17 protein-coding genes and 1 pseudogene are annotated in these 21,060 nt (G+C 39.9%); 13 read left to right on the forward strand and 5 right to left on the reverse strand.

The genetic code is table 11. The features are described 5' to 3' along the window. The first annotated feature begins 4 nt into the window (after window positions 1-4). The gene (gene ihfA / locus EL244_RS07645; RefSeq protein ID WP_006813286.1) at window positions 5-301 is read left to right on the forward strand and encodes an integration host factor subunit alpha; all 297 of its coding nucleotides are present in this window, start codon (window positions 5-7) and stop codon (window positions 299-301) included. A gap of 77 nt (window positions 302-378) precedes the next feature. On the opposite strand, the gene EL244_RS07650 is transcribed toward ihfA, so the two are convergent. Continuing rightward, window positions 379-1,254 (reverse strand): Rho GTPase-activating protein, encoded by an 876-nt coding sequence (locus EL244_RS07650; protein ID WP_172597510.1) that lies wholly within the window; start codon window positions 1,252-1,254, stop codon window positions 379-381. Between the two features lie 117 nt (window positions 1,255-1,371). Between EL244_RS07650 and btuC the strand changes: the two genes are divergently transcribed. From btuC to EL244_RS07705, 11 genes and pseudogenes are all read left to right on the forward strand, one after another. Continuing rightward, window positions 1,372-2,373, forward strand: coding sequence for a vitamin B12 ABC transporter permease BtuC (btuC, locus tag EL244_RS07655; protein ID WP_126459964.1), 1,002 nt, complete (start codon window positions 1,372-1,374; stop codon window positions 2,371-2,373). A 4-nt stretch (window positions 2,374-2,377) separates the two neighbouring features. Next, a complete protein-coding gene (locus EL244_RS07660) occupies window positions 2,378-3,145 on the forward strand; it encodes a vitamin B12 ABC transporter ATP-binding protein BtuD (protein WP_126459967.1) in 768 nt (255 codons plus the stop codon). 125 nt (window positions 3,146-3,270) lie between these two features. Next, entirely contained in the window at window positions 3,271-4,416 is a 1,146-nt protein-coding gene (gene arnB / locus EL244_RS07665; protein WP_126459970.1) for a UDP-4-amino-4-deoxy-L-arabinose aminotransferase, read from the forward strand. Beyond that, window positions 4,416-5,408, forward strand: coding sequence for an undecaprenyl-phosphate 4-deoxy-4-formamido-L-arabinose transferase (gene arnC, locus EL244_RS07670; RefSeq protein WP_126459973.1), 993 nt, complete (start codon window positions 4,416-4,418; stop codon window positions 5,406-5,408). The genes arnB and arnC overlap by 1 nt, the downstream gene beginning before the upstream one ends. Continuing rightward, on the forward strand, window positions 5,408-7,393 hold the full coding sequence (gene arnA, locus EL244_RS07675; RefSeq protein WP_006813280.1) for a bifunctional UDP-4-amino-4-deoxy-L-arabinose formyltransferase/UDP-glucuronic acid oxidase ArnA: 1,986 nt from the start codon (window positions 5,408-5,410) through the stop codon (window positions 7,391-7,393). Before arnC ends, arnA begins: the two co-directional genes overlap by 1 nt. Then, window positions 7,393-8,286 carry a 4-deoxy-4-formamido-L-arabinose-phosphoundecaprenol deformylase gene (gene arnD / locus EL244_RS07680; RefSeq protein ID WP_126459976.1) on the forward strand — a complete coding sequence of 298 codons (894 nt, stop codon included), beginning with the start codon at window positions 7,393-7,395 and terminating at the stop codon, window positions 8,284-8,286. Before arnA ends, arnD begins: the two co-directional genes overlap by 1 nt. A gap of 7 nt (window positions 8,287-8,293) precedes the next feature. Next, entirely contained in the window at window positions 8,294-9,952 is a 1,659-nt protein-coding gene (gene arnT, locus EL244_RS07685) for a lipid IV(A) 4-amino-4-deoxy-L-arabinosyltransferase (protein ID WP_006813278.1), read from the forward strand. Then, window positions 9,949-10,296: a 4-amino-4-deoxy-L-arabinose-phosphoundecaprenol flippase subunit ArnE gene (arnE, locus tag EL244_RS07690; RefSeq protein WP_126459979.1), complete on the forward strand. Its 348-nt coding sequence runs from the start codon at window positions 9,949-9,951 to the stop codon at window positions 10,294-10,296. The genes arnT and arnE overlap by 4 nt, the downstream gene beginning before the upstream one ends. Next, the gene (gene arnF, locus EL244_RS07695; RefSeq protein WP_006813276.1) at window positions 10,293-10,700 is read left to right on the forward strand and encodes a 4-amino-4-deoxy-L-arabinose-phosphoundecaprenol flippase subunit ArnF; all 408 of its coding nucleotides are present in this window, start codon (window positions 10,293-10,295) and stop codon (window positions 10,698-10,700) included. Before arnE ends, arnF begins: the two co-directional genes overlap by 4 nt. A gap of 111 nt (window positions 10,701-10,811) precedes the next feature. After that, on the forward strand, window positions 10,812-11,297 hold the full coding sequence (locus tag EL244_RS07700) for a C40 family peptidase (protein ID WP_039854176.1): 486 nt from the start codon (window positions 10,812-10,814) through the stop codon (window positions 11,295-11,297). 74 nt (window positions 11,298-11,371) lie between these two features. After that, a pseudogene (locus tag EL244_RS07705) lies at window positions 11,372-12,257 on the forward strand (lipoate--protein ligase); the annotation flags it as partial. 215 nt (window positions 12,258-12,472) lie between these two features. Here EL244_RS07705 and EL244_RS07710 read toward each other — a convergent pair. From EL244_RS07710 to ppsR, 4 genes are all read right to left on the reverse strand, one after another. Continuing rightward, a complete protein-coding gene (locus EL244_RS07710; protein ID WP_006813273.1) occupies window positions 12,473-12,844 on the reverse strand; it encodes a helix-turn-helix domain-containing protein in 372 nt (123 codons plus the stop codon). A 608-nt stretch (window positions 12,845-13,452) separates the two neighbouring features. Beyond that, window positions 13,453-15,594 (reverse strand): TonB-dependent receptor domain-containing protein, encoded by a 2,142-nt coding sequence (locus EL244_RS07715; RefSeq protein ID WP_230084866.1) that lies wholly within the window; start codon window positions 15,592-15,594, stop codon window positions 13,453-13,455. Window positions 15,595-15,861: 267 nt separating this feature from the next. Continuing rightward, window positions 15,862-16,911, reverse strand: a complete 1,050-nt coding sequence (locus tag EL244_RS07720) for a 3-deoxy-7-phosphoheptulonate synthase (protein WP_126459985.1) — start codon at window positions 16,909-16,911, stop codon at window positions 15,862-15,864. 121 nt (window positions 16,912-17,032) lie between these two features. Next, a complete protein-coding gene (gene ppsR / locus EL244_RS07725) occupies window positions 17,033-17,875 on the reverse strand; it encodes a posphoenolpyruvate synthetase regulatory kinase/phosphorylase PpsR (protein WP_172459986.1) in 843 nt (280 codons plus the stop codon). 281 nt (window positions 17,876-18,156) lie between these two features. Here ppsR and ppsA point away from each other — a divergent pair, with 281 nt between their 5' ends. Further along, complete coding sequence (ppsA, locus tag EL244_RS07730) at window positions 18,157-20,535, forward strand: phosphoenolpyruvate synthase (protein WP_006813269.1); 2,379 nt, start codon at window positions 18,157-18,159, stop codon at window positions 20,533-20,535. Window positions 20,536-21,060: the final 525 nt, after the last annotated feature.

Raw genomic sequence — 21,060 nt, forward strand, 5'->3', positions numbered from 1 at the left:
ACTTATGGCGCTTACTAAAGCTGAAATGTCAGAAAAGTTGTTTGAAAAACTGGGTGTTAGCAAACGTGATGCTAAAGACCTTGTTGAAACTTTCTTTGAAGAGGTTCGCCTTTCCTTAGAAAACGGTGAGCAGGTTAAATTATCTGGATTTGGGAACTTTGATTTACGTGATAAAAATCAACGTCCTGGTCGTAACCCAAAAACTGGGGAAGATATTCCAATTACTGCTCGTCGTGTTGTTACTTTCCGTCCAGGTCAAAAATTAAAAAACCGTGTGGAAAAAGCAACACCAAAAGATTAATCATATCCATTTATAGTTTGGATAGTAAAAAGACCGCCTAGGCGGTCTTTTGTTTTTTAGACAATAAAAGATGTAAATTACTTTTGCTCTCTGCCAATAAGCGTTGAAACATAGTCATTGACTGTATGTATATATTTAAAGGCAATATCTGGTGATAGTTGCTTAGTCAGTGTATTGGCAAAAGCGATAGCTATATTGTTTTTCGGCATTTTATTTTCACTCGATTTTGCATCAACCGCTAAGAATAGTGGCATCATAATTTGTAACAGCAAAGGTTGCTTATCTAGTGGCGCGATTAATTCCGCTTTTCTTCTTTCTACATTTTTAGTTATTTTTTGCTGAATGTCCTGTTTAGTGAAGTTTTTCTGTATGTATTGCTGATTTGGTATATCGAGCTCTTTACAGCCTTCATGATAAGCTTCTATGTATTGAAGAATTTTTTGATTTTCTGATTGTGAAAGGTGTAACGCTTGATCTGCCAGTTTTTTAATTGCTCTCATGGCTGTATTGCTATCTATCTGATTGGACTCAAATGAAAACTCATGAGAATTTAATTTTTTAATTATGGCATCTGCTTTCGTTGATGAACCTGATTCACGAATAATCCCTTCATACGATGTATGTTTTTCATCTGAATTTAAGTAACTAACTAGCTGGTAGATTTGCTTATAAATTTCCTTTTTAACTTCTGATATTTCTTGATAATTTTCAATTTTATCTATGGTAGTGTCATTGACAGCTATGGGTTTAAAGTGAGTATTAGTAATAGACTGGTTTTGTGAAGCGACTGAATCAAACTTATGGTTAGCGGTGAAACCAAAGAAACTTTTGCAGCTATTAACGGTTTTTTTTATTGATGCCAAAAAGCCTTTATTTTCTGTACTATATACAGACTCAATCGGTTGAGCGGGTTGCAGGTTCAGTGATTTGAGCCCTTGATGATTGGTTATCATACGATTTCCTTTTAATGATATGGCTAAATTGGCTAGGAGCATAGGGTTGTTGTTGTCGCTTTGCTTGCATAAAAGGCTAGAATTTTTCATTCTAATGGGAATTAAGATAATCTTTCGATGAGCCAATTACTTCACAGTTTGCAAACTAAACAGCATCAAGCCGATTTGCGTCTAATGAGGGTATTGTCTTTAGGGCTAATTATCGTTGCGTTGCTTTCACTTTGTGCTGGTGAGGTATGGCTGTGGCCTACGCAATGGTTTAATGAAGTAGGGCGGATGTTTGTAGGGCAAATTCGCTTACCTAGGCTACTTGCCGTTATTACAATTGGCGCTGCATTAGCTGTAACGGGGGCTATCATGCAGGCTCTATTTGAAAACCCCCTCGCTGAACCAGGATTATTGGGGATCAGCAATGGTGCAGGTGTTGCGGTTGTTTTTACCGTACTCATATCATCGGGTATTACCCATTATTGGCTATTGAGTTTAAGTGCTATTAGTGGAGCTTTGATTTTAACCACTGTTTTGCTTTATTTTGCCCGCCGAAAGAATCTCAGTAATCCAAGTTTACTATTAGTTGGTGTTGCGCTTGGAGTGATCAGCGGTGCTTGTATGACCTGGATGGTTTATATGAGCAGTAATTTAGACCTACGGCAGTTACTGTACTGGATGATGGGAAGTTTTAGTGGTGTTGACTGGCAGCAAATAGGGCTAATTATTACCTGTATCCCATTTTTATTCTGGGCTATCACGCAAGGTAAAGTATTAAATTATTTATCTCTTGGAAATATCCAAGCATTCCAATTAGGCGTTTCTACTCATAAATGGCGAATAATATTAATCATTATTAGCGGAATATTAATTGGCCTGAGTGTAGCTATAGCGGGAGCAATTAGTTTTATTGGGTTAGTTATTCCGCATATATTACGATTAAGTGGCTTAACTGATAATCGATTGTTATTACCTGGCTGTGCTATTGCAGGTGCACTCTGCTTATTAATTGCAGATTTGTTGGCTCGCTTATTGATAGCAAATGCAGAGGTTCCTATAGGGGTAATTACAGCAACTCTCGGGGCGCCAATTTTTATTTTCTTACTCGTTCGTCACCAGCAATGGCGCTAATTTTATGAATAAAAAGATTATTCTGGATATAACTAATTTATCCGTCTCTGGCCGACTTCATCAGGTCACGCAGCAAGTTTCTGCTGGTGAACAAATTCATTTATTAGGTGCGAATGGTGCAGGGAAAAGCACGTTATTAGCGGCATTAAGTGGCTGTGAGTCTTATACAGGAAACATATACCTTAATCATATCAATCTAAAAAATTACTCAGCCCAAGAGCTTGGCCAGCAAAGAGCCTATTTGACCCAGCAAATGGGAATATTACCAAGTTTGAAAGTATTTCAATACTTAGGGCTATTCACATCTAATTGCGACGTTAATCGGTCTATATTTGATGTGTTATGTCGAGATTTTCAGTTGCTTCCCCTTTTAGCTAAGTCTATAAACCAATTATCGGGTGGTGAATGGCAACGTGTTCGTATCGTTGCTATGTTTTTACAAGTCTGGGATAGCCATGTACTAAGTGGAAAAATAATCTTTTTTGATGAGCCAATAAACAATTTAGATATTATTCATCAAGGAATACTAGATAAATGGGTGAAATATTTTTGTGATTGCTCAGGAACAGTTATAATGAGTGGACATAATCTTAGTCACTCATATAAAAATGCAAGTCAAATATGGATGATTAAAAAAGGAACGTTAATTTATACAGGCAAACCTGATGAGATCATGACTGATATAAATCTATCCGATATTTTTATGGCTGATATTCAACTCACCCATAACTCCTCGCATAGAGTATGGCAAATTATTGATTTCGATAATTAACAAAATGTGTTCCAATTGCCCGTTTTTAATTGATTTATCGTTGTAATGATGACTGGTGTTGAGGTTCGGTTAAAGTAATTTTAGCTAGAATATTCTATTCATAATGAAACTAGGCTACAAACAATATGAGCAATTTCCTTCCATTTTCAAAACCTGCAATCGGTGATGAAGAGGTTAAGGCAGTAGAAAATGTTTTGCGTTCAGGCTGGATAACGACAGGCCCACAGAATCATCAACTAGAAGAAGATTTTTGCAAGCGCTATGGTTGTAAACATGCTATTGCGCTTTCATCAGCGACAGCGGGTATGCATGTGGTACTGATGGCTTTGGGAATTGGGCCTGGTGATGAAGTTATTACCCCATCTCAAACATGGGTATCAACCATCAATATGATTGAGTTGCTTGGCGCAACACCAGTGATGATTGATGTTGATCGCGATACATTGATGATCCAACCTGAAACTGTAGAACAAGCACTAACATCAAAAACTAAAGCGATCATTCCTGTGCATTATGCAGGTGCACCTTGTGATTTAGATGCCCTACGTGCAATTGCTCAAAAGGCGAATGTTGTTCTCATTGAAGACGCTGCTCATGCGGTAGGTACACGCTATAAAAATGAATGGATTGGTGAGAATGGTACTGCCATTTTTTCATTCCATGCAATTAAAAACGTCACCTGTGCTGAAGGCGGTCTTGTTGCAACGAATGACGACGCACTGGCACAACGTGTTCGCACATTGAAATTCCATGGTTTAGGTGTGGATGCGTTTGACCGTCAAATGCAAGGTCGTAAACCTCAGGCTGAGGTAGTTGAACCCGGTTTTAAATACAACCTATCAGATATTCATGCGGCTATTGCAGTTGTACAATTATCTCGTGTTGAGGCGTTAAATCAACGTCGAGCTGAGTTGACGGCACGTTACCGTGAATTACTGAAAGACTCTCCATTACAAATGTTGTCGGTGCCAACATATTCACATTTACATGCGAATCACCTGTTTATGGTACGTGTTGATGAATCTGTATGTGGAATTACTCGCGATGAGTTTATGGAGAGACTAAAAGAGCATAATATTGGTACGGGGTTGCATTTCCGTGCAGCTCATACGCAAAAATATTACCGTGAAAAATACCCTGAGTTGTCATTACCAGAATCAACATGGAATAGTGCGACACTGTGTTCGCTGCCTTTATTCCCAGATATGATTGATGCTGATGTTGACCGGGTAGTTGCTGCGATTAATACAGTCCTTTTGGAGTCAAAATAGTGTCATTAGCTGATGAATTTGAAGAGATTAAAAAAGTCTCTATCGTAATCCCTGTTTATAATGAAGAGCAAAGTTTACCTCAACTGTTAGAGCGTACGATTAAATCCTGTAAACAACTGACTCAATCTTATGAATTGATTTTAGTTGATGATGGGAGTAGTGACCGTTCTGCAAAAATGTTGGTGGAAGCGGCCGAAAATCCAGAAAACCATGTTATTGCTATTATTTTAAACCGTAATTATGGTCAACACTCGGCGATTATGGCGGGCTTCAATCAAGCTGATGGCGACTTAGTCATCACGTTAGATGCGGATTTACAAAACCCACCGGAAGAAATTCCTCGTTTGGTACAAACAGCTTCTCAAGGCTATGATGTTGTTGGAACTCGTCGTGCAAATCGTCAAGACTCTTGGTTCCGAAAAACTGCATCTAAAATGATTAATGCAATGATCACTAAAGCCACTGGGCGCTCTATGGGTGATTATGGCTGTATGTTACGTGCCTATCGCCGTCATATTATTGAAGCGATGCTTCAGTGCCACGAAAGAAGTACGTTTATTCCAATTTTAGCAAATACTTTTGCGCGCCGAACCATTGAAATTGATGTAGCGCACGCTGAACGCGAGTTTGGTGATTCTAAATACAGCTTTATGAAGCTGATTAATTTAATGTATGACCTATTAACATGCTTAACAACCGCACCTCTGCGATTGTTAAGTGTCGTGGGTAGTGTTATCGCTGCGGGTGGTTTTGTTCTCGCCGTGTTATTAATTGTTTTACGTTTACTGTTCGGCTCTGACTGGGCAGCTGACGGCGTATTCACACTGTTTGCGATACTCTTTATCTTTATCGGCGCACAGTTTGTTGCTATGGGTTTGTTGGGCGAATACATTGGTAGGATCTACAATGATGTGCGCGCGAGACCTCGTTATTTTATTCAAAAAGTCGTCGGAGCAGATCTTAAAACCGACAAAAATCAGGAAGAAAACTAATGAAAGCTATTGTTTTTGCCTATCATGATATTGGCTGTGTAGGGATAAAAGCGCTGGAAAAAGCGGGTTTTGATATTCAGGCAGTATTTACTCACACTGACGATCCAAATGAAAACCACTTTTACTCTTCTGTAGCTCGTGTAAGTGCAGACATGGAACTTCCTGTTTTCGCTCCAGAAAACGTTAACCATCCACTGTGGATTGAACGTATTCGTGAGATGAAACCTGACGTGATTTTCTCTTTCTATTATCGTGATATGTTAAGTGAAGAGCTGCTGGCATTAGCACCAAAAGGTGCTTTTAACCTACATGGTTCTTTATTACCTAAATACCGTGGTCGTGCACCAATCAATTGGGCGTTACTGAATGGTGAGAGTGAAACGGGTGTGACACTGCATAAAATGGTTGCTAAAGCTGATGCTGGTGACATTGTTGCACAAGAGAAAGTTGCTATCTCAGACACGGATACAGCATTAACTCTGCACGCTAAAGTGCGTGAGGCCGCTGAAGTTCTGTTGGATAAAACTCTACCGTTAATTGAAGCGGGTACTTATAAAGCCGTTGCTCAAGATGAGAGTCAAGCAAGCTACTTTGGTCGCCGTAATGCGGATGATGGCCAAATTGACTGGAGCCGTAGTGCGACAGAAATCAATTGCTTAATTCGTGCAGTGACAGAACCATATCCAGGTGCGTTTACATACTTGGGCGCGCGTAAGATGGTGATTTGGCGAGCTCGCGTATTAGATGACAACAACGGTAAAGCAGCTGGAACCGTATTATCTAGTGATCCTCTGCGTATTGCTTGTGGAAAAGGCGCACTTGAGATTGTGAGTGGTCAGAGCGAAACTGGTCTTTACATGCAAGGTAATCGTCTGGCTAATGAAATGGGCATTATGGCTGACATGCATGTTGGTATTAAACCAACAACACAAGTCAAACGCCGTAAGCGTGTTCTGATTTTAGGTGTAAATGGTTTTATCGGTAACCACTTAACTGAGCGCTTATTACAAGATGATAACTATGATATCTATGGTATGGATATCGGTTCATCTGCAATTGAGCGTTTCATTGGTAACCCACGTTTCCACTTTATTGAAGGTGACGTCAGTATCCACACAGAGTGGATCGAATATCACATTAAAAAATGTGATGTCATCCTGCCATTAGTCGCTATTGCGACACCAATCGAATATACCCGTAACCCACTGCGTGTATTTGAATTAGACTTTGAAGAAAACTTGAAAATTGTTCGCTACTGTGTGAAATACAACAAGCGTATCATTTTCCCTTCTACTTCAGAAGTTTATGGTATGTGTGATGATAAAGAGTTTGATGAAGATGAATCTCGCCTGATTGTTGGTCCAATCAGCAAGCAGCGTTGGATCTACTCTGTTTCTAAACAGTTACTTGACCGAGTTATTTGGGCATACGGCGCGAAAGAAGGTCTGAAATTTACCTTATTCCGTCCATTTAACTGGATGGGACCACGTTTAGACAGCTTGAATTCTGCACGTATTGGTAGTTCTCGTGCAATCACTCAGCTGATTCTGAACTTAGTTGAAGGTTCACCAATCAAGTTAGTTGATGGTGGCGCTCAGAAACGTTGTTTCACTGATATCAAAGATGGTATTGAAGCACTGTTCCGTATCATCGAAAACAAAGATGGTAAATGTGATGGCCAAATCATCAACATTGGTAACCCAACTAACGAAGCGAGTATTCGTCAATTAGCGGAAATGTTACTGGAAAGCTTTGAAAAACATCCAGCTCGTGGGAAGTTCCCACCATTTGCTGGTTTCCGTGAAATCGAAAGTGCAAGTTACTATGGTCAAGGTTATCAAGACGTTGAACATCGTAAACCAAGTGTTGAGAACGCGCGTCGTTTACTTAACTGGGTGCCGACTATCGATATGAAAGATACCATTGATGAGACATTAGACTTCTTCTTACAGGGTGCTGTGGAAGAGCTGGAAAGCGAAGAATAATGAAAAAAGTTGGCTTGAGAATCGATGTGGACACTTATCAGGGTACTCTGAAAGGTGTTCCTCAGTTACTTAAAGTGCTCAAGGAGCATGATATTCGAGCCAGCTTTTTCTTCAGTGTAGGACCCGATAATATGGGGCGCCATTTATGGCGCCTTTTGCGTCCTAAATTTCTGTGGAAAATGCTACGGTCGAATGCAGCATCATTATATGGGTTAGATATTTTACTGGCAGGGACAGCATGGCCAGGTAAAAAAATAGCCAAAGATTTAGGCTACTTGATGAAACAAACTTTGGATGCAGGACACGAGGTTGGGCTGCATGCATGGGATCATCAGGGATGGCAAGCAAAAGTCGCTAAATGGAGCGAGGTTCAACTCACCGAACAAGTGAAACTTGGTGTTGATGCATTGCAACAAGCGACCGGCCAGCGCGTGACGTGCTCTGCGGTAGCCGGTTGGCGGGGTGATGAACGCGTATTAGACGTTAAGCAAAGATTTAATTTCGATTATAACAGTGACTGTCGTGGCAAATATCCATTCAGACCTGTTTTACGTGATGGTTCTTTAGGAACGGTTCAAATTCCAGTCACATTACCTACTTATGATGAAGTAGTGGGTACTGTCGTGACTGATGAACAGTTTAATGATTTTATTCTTCAAGCAATTAAGAGCGACCGCGGTGTTCCTGTGTATACTATCCATACGGAAGTTGAAGGAATGTCAAAGTCACAACAATTTTCACAATTATTGGAACGAATTAAGCAAGAAGAAATCCAATTCTGTACATTAAGTGAATTGTTGCCTGAAGACATCAATACACTTCCTAAAGGGAGAGTGGTTCGAGCACCATTCCCAGGAAGAGAAGGTTGGCTGGGCTGCCAAGAAGAGGAATAAACATCCCATGTTGAATAATCGAGCGAGCAAAGTAGGAGCCTCTCTGCTGGCTCTTTTTTTTATCCTAACGTATTTGTTGCCGTTGAATAGCCGTTTACTTTGGCAACCGGATGAAACACGTTACGCAGAAATTAGCCGTGAAATGTTACAGCGTGGGGATTGGATTGTTCCTTACATGTTGGATACACGCTATTTTGAAAAGCCAGTAGCAGGTTATTGGATCAATAATATTAGCCAAATGATTTTTGGTGATACAAACTTTGCTGTTCGTTTTGGTTCCGTTTTTTGTATTTTATTAAGCACACTGCTGGTTTACCGCATGGCAAAAATGATGTGGCGTAATAGTCATGTTGCTTATGTGGCAAGCTTTATTTATATCTCCATGTTTTTAGTTTTTGCGGTAGGAACCTATAGTGTTCTTGACCCCATGCTATCACTATGGATAGCGGCAAGTATGTTCTGTTGTTTATGGGCAATGAAAGCTCGAGAGGTCAAGACGAAACTTGCCGCATGGGGGGCGCTTGGCTTAGCCTGCGGAATGGCCTTTATGACTAAAGGGTTCTTAGCATTAGCCATCCCTGTTATTGTCATGCTACCAATTACGATTTACCAAAAACGCTTTCTTGAAATGCTCAAATATGGTCCTTTGGCAATACTCACTGCGGTGATTATTAGCTTACCGTGGGCTTTAGCCATTGCTAAACAAGAGCCTGATTATTGGAATTACTTCTTTTGGGTTGAGCATATTAAACGGTTTACTGCCGATGACGCGCAGCATCTTGAGCCGTTTTGGTACTATATTCCGATTATTTTATTGGGTGCTATTCCATGGACAGGCTTACTTCCTGGGGCATTGATTAAAGGATGGAAGGAGCGGAAATCAAGCCCAGATATGTTTTTCTTGCTATGTTGGTTTATCGTTCCAGTGATTTTTTTCAGTATTTCTCGCGGTAAATTACCAACCTATATGTTGCCATTTATGGCACCACTTGCATTATTGATGGCGAAATATGGTGTGGACTGTGTGCGAAATGGCACCATGAAAGCGCTAAAAGCTAATGGAATTATTAATATAGTGTTCGGTATTGCTGCTGTTATTGCAGTGATTATCATCAGCAGCGTGATCAAAAAACCTCTGTATGAGCCAGATGAATGGTCGAAAATGGTACTCGGTGTTGTCGCTTTTTCTATCTGGGCGATTATTGGTTATCTCTGTACTGTATTAAATGCTAAATATTGGCTATGGGCAGCATCTTGTTCATTGGCGGTGAGCTTATGTATTGGAAGCGCATTACCAAATAATACGATTGATTCAAAACTACCACAGAACTTTATTCACCAAAACCACGATTTATTGATGAATAGTCACTATCTCATGGCAAGTAATGTCGGTGTTGCTGCGGGACTCGCTTGGGAAACTAAAAATTCTGATATTTACCTCTATAACAGCAGTGGTGAGCTGACTTACGGGTTGGAATATCCAGATAGCTCCCATCGTTTAGTCAAACCAGATCAGTTTGCAACATGGCTAGAAAAAGCACGTAAAGAAGGGCAGGTTACCGTTGTATTCTTGTTAGGCCGTAAAGAAGGGTTACCTGATATTCCAAAACCTGATGAAGTGATCCAAAACTCGCGTATGGCGATAGTGGTTTACCATAAACAATGATAGCGCAATTATTATTATTACTTCTTGTTAGCTTGCTGACTTGTTTGGGGCAAATTGCTCAGAAACAGGCCGTAGTGACTTGGCAGGGAGAAAAAATCAACAAAACAGCATCTGCCATTCGTTGGCTGATGCTGGCACTCTTCATGCTAGGCTTAGGAATGTTATTCTGGTTAAAATTGCTAGAAAGCATGCCTCTTAGCATTGCTTACCCAATGTTAAGTATCAATTTTGTGCTCGTTACTCTGATTGGTCAGTTTGTTTATCATGAGAAAACAGGCTTAAATCATTGGCTTGGGGTTGTGGCAATCATGTTTGGTATTTTGTTGATGAGTATAAGTATATGAATAAAGGCTACTTATGGGTATTGGGTAGCGCACTGTTAGTGACTGTTGCGCAATTAAGTTTAAAAATGGGGGTAGTAGAATTACCCTCATTTTCCCTAGGATGGCACTGGTTACAGCTAGAGTGGTTAACTGACAATGTTCTGAGCCTAGGTATTATTTTCATTGGCTTAGTGTGCTACGCCTTATCTATGTTGTGCTGGCTATTCGCATTAAAATACATCCCATTAAATAAAGCATATCCGTTAATTAGTTTGAGCTATGTTTTTGTTTATGTACTTGCCGTTTTACTTCCGTGGTTTAATGAACCTGCGACGTGGATAAAAGCGGCGGGAATTGCTTTCATTCTATTTGGTGTGTGGATGATTAGCCGCCCGACTAAGCCATTAACGAAAAAAGCGAAATAGCATCAATCAATTAGTGTTCGCTGTTTATTTTTCATGCGTTGTAAATTATATTCATTACATATTATTATATCGCTTTAGGTGATAGTTCGTGGATAGCTTGTAGGGCACGTTATGATAATGAATCTAAAATACTTACCATTGCTATTTTGTTTGGTGTTAATCGGGTGCTCATCATCAGTTAAGCAAACCTCAGCGCCGCCGATGAAAACTCAATTGTCAGATCCCATCATGACGATTGCCCAGCTCAAAGACCAGTTAAGTCAATGGTATGGCACGCCATATCATTATGGTGGTATGAGTCAAAATGGGGTGGATTGTTCCGGCTTTGTCTATCGTACTTTTAGTGATCGTTTTGCAATTGAAGTTCCTCGGACAACGGTTGATCAGACTCGTCTTGGGACTCGTATCGATAAATCAGATTTAATGCCCGGCGATTTAGTCTTTTTCAAAACAGGCTCTGGAGAGAATGGCTTGCATGTTGGCATTTATGATACCGATAATACTTTTATTCATGCATCTACTAGTAAAGGCGTTATCCGTTCTTCGATGGATAACGTTTATTGGCGAAAAGTGTTTTGGCAGGCTCGGCGTATCTAATTTAGAACCTTACCCCATGAATTTCTCAATGATTATGCTATCTTAGGGGCAAGTTTTGTTTTTAGGATAGTCCAATGTCTACATTACGTTTATTTATCTCAGAATCCTTCGACCCGTGGTTTAATTTAGCGGTAGAAGAGACTATTTTTCGTCAAATGTCAGCGGATCAACGTGTTATGTTTTTATGGCGTAATGCAGATACGGTGGTCATTGGACGGGCTCAAAATCCATGGAAAGAGTGTAATACTCGAAAAATGGAGCAAGACAATGTTCGATTAGCGCGTCGTAGCAGCGGTGGGGGAGCGGTTTTCCAAGATTTAGGTAATACCTGCTTTACCTTTATGGCGGGCAAACCGGAATATGATAAAAGCATATCAACTCAAATAATTGTCGATGGGCTAGCCAAAGTGGGAATTTCTGCCGAGGTTTCTGGGCGTAATGACTTGGTGCTGAATACACCCAATGGGCCAAGAAAAATATCTGGTTCAGCATATCGTGAAACGAAAGATCGCGGTTTCCATCATGGTACATTACTGATCAGTACAGATTTGAGTCGCCTTGCTAATTATCTCAATCCAGATCCGAAAAAACTTCAAGCAAAAGGGATTACATCAGTTCGTTCGCGAGTCGCTAATCTGAATGAATTAGTACCCGATATTAATCATAATACCGTCTGTGCTGGGATAATAGATAGCTTCTTCAGTTACTATGGTGAAACGGTTGAGCCTGAATACATTTCTCCAGAAAAACTCCCCGATTTACCGAATTTTGAAGCAACATTTGCTAAACAAAGTAGCTGGGAATGGAACTTTGGACAAGCTCCAGCATTTAGTCATTTAGCTGATACCCGTTTTCCTTGGGGCGGTATTGAGTTTCACTTTGATATTGAGAAAGGCACCATTACACGTTGTCAGTTTTTCACGGATAGTCTTGATCCTTCACCATTAGAATGGCTGAGTAATCAGTTAGTGGGGGCTGCATTACCAGACCGAAACAATTCGCCATTTAGTGATAAAAATGAACGAACAATGGCCTCATTTATCCGCACAATTTGCTGATTTAGAAAATTGGTTGATTTCTGAATTGAGCTAAAAAAAGAGCCGATTATTTATCGGCTCAAAGATAGATTTCGTTTGAATGGTTGTTTGAGGGTGCAACGAAAATCTAATTTTTACTTAGTGATGGCAATTACAGGTCATGAACGTTTTACACTCAGGTAATTCACCTGCTTGGCGAAATTTCGCTGGTGTAGTGTCAAAATGCTTTTTAAATATGCGAGTAAATGTCGCCTGAGAGCTAAAACCATATTGCAAGGCAATGTCGAGGATCGGTAAGTTACCTTCACGTAACGATTTTGCGGCTTCTAGCAAGCGGCGTTTACGAACATATTCACCAAGAGTACAGCCTTTAAGTTCTTTGAAGACTCGCTGTAAATGCCATTTTGAATATCCACTTTTATCCGCAATGGTATCAATTTTGATGCCTTCATTACGTTGCAATTGGCTTTCTAGCCATCTAATAATTTCGTTGACTACACTTTCTGACATATTTTACCTCCTACAACCGTAGGCTATTGTTCATTAATAACTAATAATAACTCATGAAATTATGGTCTATTCTTCCTTTTTTTCCGATATATCGATAGGCTAATCGTGCTTTTTTTGAATGAGAATAACTATTGTTACGATAGATTTTGTCAAATTCTGTAGAGTTAAACATACATAGATGCATGTTTATTATTATTTGTATTCAATAAGTTAATTTGTTTGTTTTGTTTTTCTTGGCTGGAGTATTAGACGGTTTTTTTATTTGTTCAAAATTATTGTTTGAGCTGTTCGATTTTATTAACCAAGTAAACTATTGATATTTTATTTGTGCTAATTAGTGGCTTATTTATCACCAAGTAATAACAATTAACAGGAAATCCCGAGCTGAATTGAATTATAGGCTCATCAGCTTTAGAAATCGCATAATGGTAGAGAGTTCGCGGGCTTGTTTATCTTTATACTGTGTTTTGCCCTGTAAAAAGTCATTGATAATGAGGTATAGTCAAGGTTATTTTCCTCAAGGTTGAGTTATCAGTGGCTGGCTCATTACTTACAAAAATTAGGTAAGAATAATGAGCCAGTAGTTTTAGACGTTATTTATTAACTTGTTACCAGCTATAGTTAATATTCCAGTAGAAATTACGGCCTTCTTGTGGAACTCCCATGGAAGAAATATATTCCCTATCAAAGGCATTCTTCATTGTCAGGGCGGTATTTAATCCTTTAATAAATGGGTCAGCTTGATAGCTTACATAGAAATCATGAACGCCATAGCCTGCATATTGAATGATTTCTCGACGATAGCGATCTAAATCCTCTCCAGATTTATGATCTACCAACTTGTAGGTTGAATCCCCTGTGAAAGCTGTTTTTGCAGAAAATTCGCCTATCCAACCCACATTGAGACCTGTACTTGCGATCGGTGCTTTGAAATGCGTTGTTAAGGTTTCTGGACGTATCGACGAGAGGGAGTGGTTTTCTGAATCTTCTTTAGCGATTGTCACGTTATGATTGAGACTGAGTTCAAACCATTGGGACTGATATTTAATAAAGCTGTCAAAACCAGAGATGGTCGCTGAAGGTACATTGATATAATAAACTTCGTCTGGGAACCACATGTATTTCAAGCTGCGATCTATCGTTTTTCTGTATTCAGCATGTACCGCGATATAGTTGTCAGCCTTAGTTGTAAAGTAAGTGCTGCCAAATTGTATTGTATCATTTGGAATAACAAAATCATCGAAGCTCAATTTTAATCCCGCTTCTAACGTTTTGTTAGTTTCAGGCTGTAAATCTGGGGTGGGTGTAAAGTTGGAGGTACCAGAAAACGGGGTATCAAAGTGCAAGGAATTGTTATATAGCTCAGCCATTCGTGGTGCACGGAAGCCCTCCGCATAAGATGAGTGGAGACTTAACCATGAAGTTGGTGTTGCGTTCACAGCAAAGCGAGATGACCAGTTAGTATGATGACTTTTATCGAAACCTTCTCGATTCACTTGATATTGGGTAAAGCGTGTTCCCGCAGATAAGGTGATAGGTAAATGCTGTAGGGTCAGGTCGCTGATTAGCCAGCCTGACGTATTGTTCAGTTCAGTTGGTGGATAGCTAATCGCATATTGATTAGGTGTTTGTTTCTGCTGATAGTGTTCAAAACCACTTTGTATATAATTGTATGCCCAACTGGATACTGGAACAGTCAAACTGTTAGAAAACTTGGTTCCATAAGTGTACTGATTACGTGATTCTCTCCCGTATTTTTTGGGTTTTTTAATAATCTTATCTAGATCTAACTGACTTAAATACAGATCTGTATAGTAGAGATCCCACTCAGCTTGCCAGCTAAATTGGTTTTGTGGAGTAAAGCGCTGATTAATGAGAATGTCTCGCTGGTGAGTATTGCGCTCAAGGGGGGTATTCGCAAACATCATGTTTTTAGTATCTATTGCAGATGGCTGCTTTAAGCTAATACCATCATTACGATACTCACGTAGTTGCAACCCAGCTTGATAAGCGGGATTAGCCAGCCACGAGGTTTTTAACATCCAGTTGTGGATTTTTTCATGGTTATTAAATGATAGAGAATCCGGGGAGGCAACTAAATGTTTTTTACGTTGGCTATAAGTGAATAATGCATCAAAATCATCGGTTCGTCCCAGCAGAGTCGCTCCCGCATAATAACTATGGTCATTACTATTTATGCCACTGAATACACGCCCACCTAAATTTTGTTGCGGTTTTAACACCTCGGAAGCATTCAACGTTTTTAACGAAATCACACCTGCCAGCGCGCCACTACCATGTTGCACGGAGGAAGAACCCTTATGAATGTAGGCTTTACTAATCAGGGAGGGGTCAATAAACGTGGCATCAAATAGACCGGAGTTAAAGTCTTGGGCTACATTATCGATAATAATTTTGACGCCGCGGGAGTCATATCCACGCATTTGAATACTTTCACCATAAGTACTTCCAGCACCAGAGATAAAAATTCCAGTTTGTTTTTTGAGTAAGCTAAGCGCGGAGCTTGCAGTTTGATGTTCTGGTGCAGTTGCATCAATTATTTCAACTTGCTCAGCGACAGCCAATTTTTCGTTATTGAGTGGGGGAGATGTGACATGCATGACATCTTGTGTTGCATGAATATTCGCGCTAAATCCGGTGATAGAAATTGCGAGCGTTAAAGTCGATAAAGAGAATTTTTTATTGTATGAATAATCTGCTCTTGATGCAGATGTCGGTGTAAACGCCATTAGGAAATCCTTTCCTGATTGATATGTATGATGCTGGCTGCCTAGATAGTTAAATGTATCGCTGGGTGGCTTGCGGTTAAAAACGAGAATCATTATCAATTGAAAATAAGGGAGATCAAGTGATTTTTAGCTAAAAATAAATAATATAAAAGAATTAATAGCTAATTATTTTTAATGGTGAATTGATTATGGATTATATATTCGCGGGGTAACTGCTTGAAGTCACTTTAGCTTTAAAATTAAGCTAAAGTGACCCTATGAACGCGTTTATTTAAAACGTGAATTGACAGCGTTAGCAAGGATTTCAATCAATTGTTCAGTATCTTCCCATCCAAGACAAGGATCAGTAATTGATTGACCGTAAACCAAAGGCTGGTTTTCTTTAATTTGTTGGTTCCCTTCCAGCAGGAAACTTTCTGCCATAACACCGCTAATAACCGTTGAACCCTGTTCAATTTGCTTTGCAATATCTTTGGCTACATCTAACTGACGGCGGTGGATTTTTTGACAATTTCCATGACTAAAATCGACCACTAAATGTTCAGATAATCCAAATTTATGCAATTTTTCGCAGGCTTCTTGAATATATTCGGATGTGTAGTTTGGCTTTTTGCCTCCTCGCATGATCACATGACCATGTGGGTTCCCGCTAGTTTGATAAATCGTCATTTGCCCAGTTTTATCTGGTGATAAAAACATATGTTGGGCTTTTGCTGCACGGATTGCATCAATCGCAATATTGATATTACCATCAGTACCATTCTTGAACCCAACAGGGCAGGATAGGGCTGATGCCATTTCGCGATGAATTTGGCTTTCTGTCGTGCGCGCGCCGATAGCTCCCCAACTGATAAGGTCAGCAATATATTGCCCTGTTACCATATCGAGAAATTCGGTAGCCGTTGCCAGTCCTAATTGGTTAACCTCAATTAGTAACTTACGAGCGAGTCGTATCCCTGTATTGACTTGGCACGAGTTATCAAGATGGGGATCGGAGATGAGTCCTTTCCAGCCGACAACCGTTCGCGGCTTCTCAAAATAAGTCCGCATAACGATTTCTAGTCGGTCTTGATATTTTTGACGTAATTGGTTGAGTTTATTTGCATACTCAATTGCAGCGTCGATATCGTGAATTGAGCATGGGCCCACGATAACCAACAAGCGAGGGTCTTGACCCGATAAAATATTTTCAATTCTCTTACGTGACGCTGTCACGTTTTCAGCAATCTCTTGTGAAATAGGGAATTCCTCTGCGAGCGTTTGTGGCGTAATTAGGCTGTCCACTCGCTGAGTGCGTAACTCATCTGTTTTATGCATTTCGTTTCTCAAAACTTTAATAGGCTGAGCCATATTAGTGACTAAAGTCACAATAAACGAAAGTGGCTCAAATTCAACCTTCAATCAGGGTTGAATGAATAATTTTTTATATTTTATTCTGCTAAAAAATACGACGTTGTAGCCCCATCGTATCAATCACTTTTGCTGAAATTTCTTCAACAGAGTAGTTTGTGGTATTTAAGTAGTTGATTTTATTCTGTCTAAACAAAGCTTCAACTTCTGAAATCTCGATACGACACTGGCGTAAAGATGCATATCGGCTATTTTCTCGACGTTCTTCACGGATTGCAGCTAATCGCTCAGGGCTAATTGTCAATCCAAATAACTTATGGGTATAAGGACGTAGAGCTATGGGTAACTGTAAATTATCCATATCATCGGCTGTGAATGGATAATTTGCGGCTTGAATGCCAAATTGCATGGCTAAATATAAGCTGGTGGGTGTTTTTCCACAGCGAGAGACACCGATTAAAATCACTTGAGCCTGCTCTAGGTTACGTAATGAAATACCATCATCATGGGCTAAGGTGTATTCAATCGCTGCAATGCGGGCATCATACTGATTCATATTCTGCATAGATAAACCATGGGTACGATTCAACTTTGGTTCAGGCTCTAAACCGACTTCACGTTGGATTGGGGCGACTAAACTTTGCACAATATCCTGACAGAATCCTGAGCTTTGGGTAATTATCTCTCTAACTTGTGGGGATATAATTGAATAGAACACCAGTGGACGCATCTGAGTTTCGGTATAAATTACGTCAATTTTTTGTTTGATTTCTAATGCGCGAGCCTCAGTGGTTACAAACGGTAAAGTATAAGAAATAAAAGATAAAGGAAATTGAGACAATACGGCATGCCCTAACGTTTCAGCGGTTATTGCCGTTCCATCAGAAATAAAAAAAACAGTTCGCTGGGCTTGGTTGACACTCTTATTCATTGGATTTAGCTCGCTCATAAATGATTTCTTTTTATCGTATTTATTGCCAGATTGTTGAAATATTGTAATCGATTAAAGTTTAAAAAATAGTTTATACGGGGAAGTATAGACATAATTTGAACAATTTTTAGAACAAAAATTTTTTATTCAATGATGGAACGATTCACCAGTCCATCTTCCCATAACGTCTGTGCTAGTCTATTCGCGAGGCGAATTTTCGCCAACGAGATTTTTTACGATTTGTTGTCTGTCACTAAATTGCTATAGAAGGATCGCTTTCAATGTCCACAAATGGCCTTACTCCGTGTAATGTACTTTGGTATAACCAATTAGGGATGAATGATGTTGACCGTGTAGGCGGTAAAAATGCCTCTCTCGGTGAAATGATTACCAACTTATCCGATCTTGGTGTATCCGTACCAAACGGTTTTGCGACAACCGCACAGGCGTTTAATAATTTTCTGGAGCAGAGTGGTGTAAACCAACGTATTTATAACCTGCTAGATGAAACGGATATTGATGATGTGAATCAACTGGCGATTGCCGGTGCTCAGATCCGTCAATGGGTGATTGAGACCCCACTGACGAAAGAGCTAGAACAGGATATCCGTGAGGCTTTTCTTACGTTGTCTGAAGGTGAAGCTGACGCTTCATTCGCTGTTCGCTCATCTGCCACTGCTGAGGATATGCCTGACGCTTCATTTGCAGGGCAACAAGAGACATTCCTCAATGTGCAAGGGATTGATGCTGTACTGGTTGCAATTAAACACGTATTTGCGTCGCTGTTTAATGATCGTGCTATATCTTATCGTGTACACCAAGGTTATGACCATCGTGGCGTAGCTCTTTCTGCTGGTGTGCAAAGAATGGTACGTTCTGATCTGGCGTCCTCGGGCGTTATGTTTACTATCGATACTGAATCTGGTTTCGATCAAGTTGTCTTTATTACCTCTGCTTATGGTCTTGGTGAGATGGTTGTACAAGGCGCTGTCAATCCTGACGAGTTCTACGTACATAAGCCAACATTACAAAATAATAAGCCTGCAATTGTTCGTCGTACTTTAGGCTCTAAAAAATTACAAATGGTGTATGCCGACAGTAAAGAGCACGGTAAACAAGTTAAGATTGAAGATGTACCAGAAGCACTACGCAATCGTTTCTCTTTGACTGATCATGAAGTAGAAGAGTTATCTCGTCAGGCTCTGCAAATTGAAAAACACTACGGTCGTCCAATGGACATCGAGTGGGCAAAAGATGGCCATAATGGTCGTCTATATATTGTTCAAGCTCGACCGGAAACCGTTCGTTCAAATCAGCAGGTTATGGAACGCTATCAACTGAAAAATCAAGGGCAGGTTTTAGTTGAAGGACGTGCTATTGGTCATCGTATTGGAGCAGGAAGTGTGAAAGTTATCCATAACTTGAGTGAGATGGATAGAATTCAGCCTGGTGATGTATTAGTGACGGACATGACGGATCCTGATTGGGAACCGATCATGAAAAAAGCTGCTGCAATCGTGACTAACCGTGGTGGACGTACTTGCCACGCGGCAATTATTGCTCGTGAGTTGGGGATCCCTGCTGTGGTTGGTTGTGGTGATGCGACTGAACGCCTGAAAGAAGGTCAGGAAGTAACCATTTCATGTTCTGAAGGGGATACGGGGTTTGTGTACGACGGTAAATTAGAGTTTGAAATCCATAGCTCTGAAGTCGACAATATGCCGGACCTGAATGTAAAAATCATGATGAACGTGGGCAACCCTGACCGTGCATTCGACTTTGCTTGTTTACCAAATGAAGGCGTTGGCTTAGCCCGATTAGAATTCATTATCAACCGTATGATCGGTGTTCATCCAAGAGCATTATTAGAGTTTGATGCACAATCACCTGAATTACAGAGCGAGATTCGTAGCATGATGGCGGGGTATGATGACCCTGTTGAGTTCTATATTAGTAAACTGACTGAAGGTATTTCGACGTTAGCGGCTGCATTCTGGCCAAAACGCGTGATTGTCCGTTTATCTGACTTTAAATCTAACGAGTATGCGAATCTCGTTGGGGGTGATGTCTATGAGCCCAAAGAAGAAAACCCTATGTTGGGCTTCCGCGGCGCAGGACGCTATGTGTCAGATAGTTTCCGTGCATGCTTTGCATTAGAGTGTGAAGCAGTTAAACGTGTTCGTAATACTATGGGTCTAACTAACGTTGAAGTGATGATCCCATTCGTACGTACCGTTGCACAAGCCGAGTCTGTGGTTGCTGAATTAGCTAAGCATGATTTGAAACGTGGCGAAAATGGTCTCAAACTCATTATGATGTGTGAAATCCCATCGAATGCGTTACTTGCAGACCAGTTCCTTGAGCACTTTGATGGCTTCTCCATTGGTTCGAATGATATGACTCAGTTAACTCTTGGTCTCGATAGAGACTCGGGCGTGGTATCTGAGCTATTTGATGAACGTAATGATGCCGTTAAGGCAATGTTGTCGATGGCAATCAAAGCCGCTAAACGTCAGAACAAATATGTAGGCATTTGTGGTCAAGGCCCTTCAGACCATCAAGATTTTGCACAATGGTTGGTGGATGAAGGGATTGATAGCTTATCATTGAACCCGGATACTGTTGTTCAAACATGGCTAACAATCGCTGAAAATCAATAAGTTAATAATTATATTTTAATTAACTTATCATTGAAGGTCGGTAAATAATTATAATTTACCGGCCTTTTTTATATATAGATTTAGCCTATTACATAAATTGGAATAAACACGTAATAGGTTTGAATTAAGTAATAGTTCATAAAAGTTAACTATTATTTCATCAAAATAAAACTATCGTCTCATTATTAGTGTCGGAATTAATATTAAAAATATAATGATAACTTTATTAATCAGATAATACCCTAATTATGTGTAATCACGTATAAAGTGTAATTTAAGAATATAATATAAGTCACGGAGAGGCGCTGGGGTTTAGATAAAAAAAAAGCCTATCATGGGCTGACAGGCAAAGACTACACACAGCAATTCATTGAGTAAGCTACGTTTAGTAATATAAAAAACATAGCTAGATATTCGTTATCGAAGATATAGTAACAAGATTATAATAAACTGTTATTATACGTTAATCATTAAGAACTCTCTTAATAAAATATTACTTATTGTTCCTAAATGATAATTCATTTG

Source organism: Providencia rustigianii (assembly GCF_900637755.1).
GTDB classification, from domain to species: domain Bacteria; phylum Pseudomonadota; class Gammaproteobacteria; order Enterobacterales; family Enterobacteriaceae; genus Providencia; species Providencia rustigianii.

Excerpts from the sequence above, each read along its gene's own strand:
- ihfA (WP_006813286.1), top strand. The coding sequence starts at position 5 with ATGGCGCTTACTAAAGCTGAAATGTCAGAAAAGTTGTTTGAAAAACTG.
- EL244_RS07650 (WP_172597510.1), bottom strand. The coding sequence starts at position 1,254 with ATGATAACCAATCATCAAGGGCTCAAATCACTGAACCTGCAACCCGCT.
- btuC (WP_126459964.1), top strand. The coding sequence starts at position 1,372 with ATGAGCCAATTACTTCACAGTTTGCAAACTAAACAGCATCAAGCCGAT.
- EL244_RS07660 (WP_126459967.1), top strand. The coding sequence starts at position 2,378 with ATGAATAAAAAGATTATTCTGGATATAACTAATTTATCCGTCTCTGGC.
- arnB (WP_126459970.1), top strand. The coding sequence starts at position 3,271 with ATGAGCAATTTCCTTCCATTTTCAAAACCTGCAATCGGTGATGAAGAG.
- arnA (WP_006813280.1), top strand. The coding sequence starts at position 5,408 with ATGAAAGCTATTGTTTTTGCCTATCATGATATTGGCTGTGTAGGGATA.
- arnD (WP_126459976.1), top strand. The coding sequence starts at position 7,393 with ATGAAAAAAGTTGGCTTGAGAATCGATGTGGACACTTATCAGGGTACT.
- arnT (WP_006813278.1), top strand. The coding sequence starts at position 8,294 with ATGTTGAATAATCGAGCGAGCAAAGTAGGAGCCTCTCTGCTGGCTCTT.
- arnE (WP_126459979.1), top strand. The coding sequence starts at position 9,949 with ATGATAGCGCAATTATTATTATTACTTCTTGTTAGCTTGCTGACTTGT.
- arnF (WP_006813276.1), top strand. The coding sequence starts at position 10,293 with ATGAATAAAGGCTACTTATGGGTATTGGGTAGCGCACTGTTAGTGACT.
- EL244_RS07700 (WP_039854176.1), top strand. The coding sequence starts at position 10,812 with ATGATAATGAATCTAAAATACTTACCATTGCTATTTTGTTTGGTGTTA.
- EL244_RS07710 (WP_006813273.1), bottom strand. The coding sequence starts at position 12,844 with ATGTCAGAAAGTGTAGTCAACGAAATTATTAGATGGCTAGAAAGCCAA.
- EL244_RS07715 (WP_230084866.1), bottom strand. The coding sequence starts at position 15,594 with ATGGCGTTTACACCGACATCTGCATCAAGAGCAGATTATTCATACAAT.
- EL244_RS07720 (WP_126459985.1), bottom strand. The coding sequence starts at position 16,911 with ATGCATAAAACAGATGAGTTACGCACTCAGCGAGTGGACAGCCTAATT.
- ppsR (WP_172459986.1), bottom strand. The coding sequence starts at position 17,875 with ATGAATAAGAGTGTCAACCAAGCCCAGCGAACTGTTTTTTTTATTTCT.
- ppsA (WP_006813269.1), top strand. The coding sequence starts at position 18,157 with ATGTCCACAAATGGCCTTACTCCGTGTAATGTACTTTGGTATAACCAA.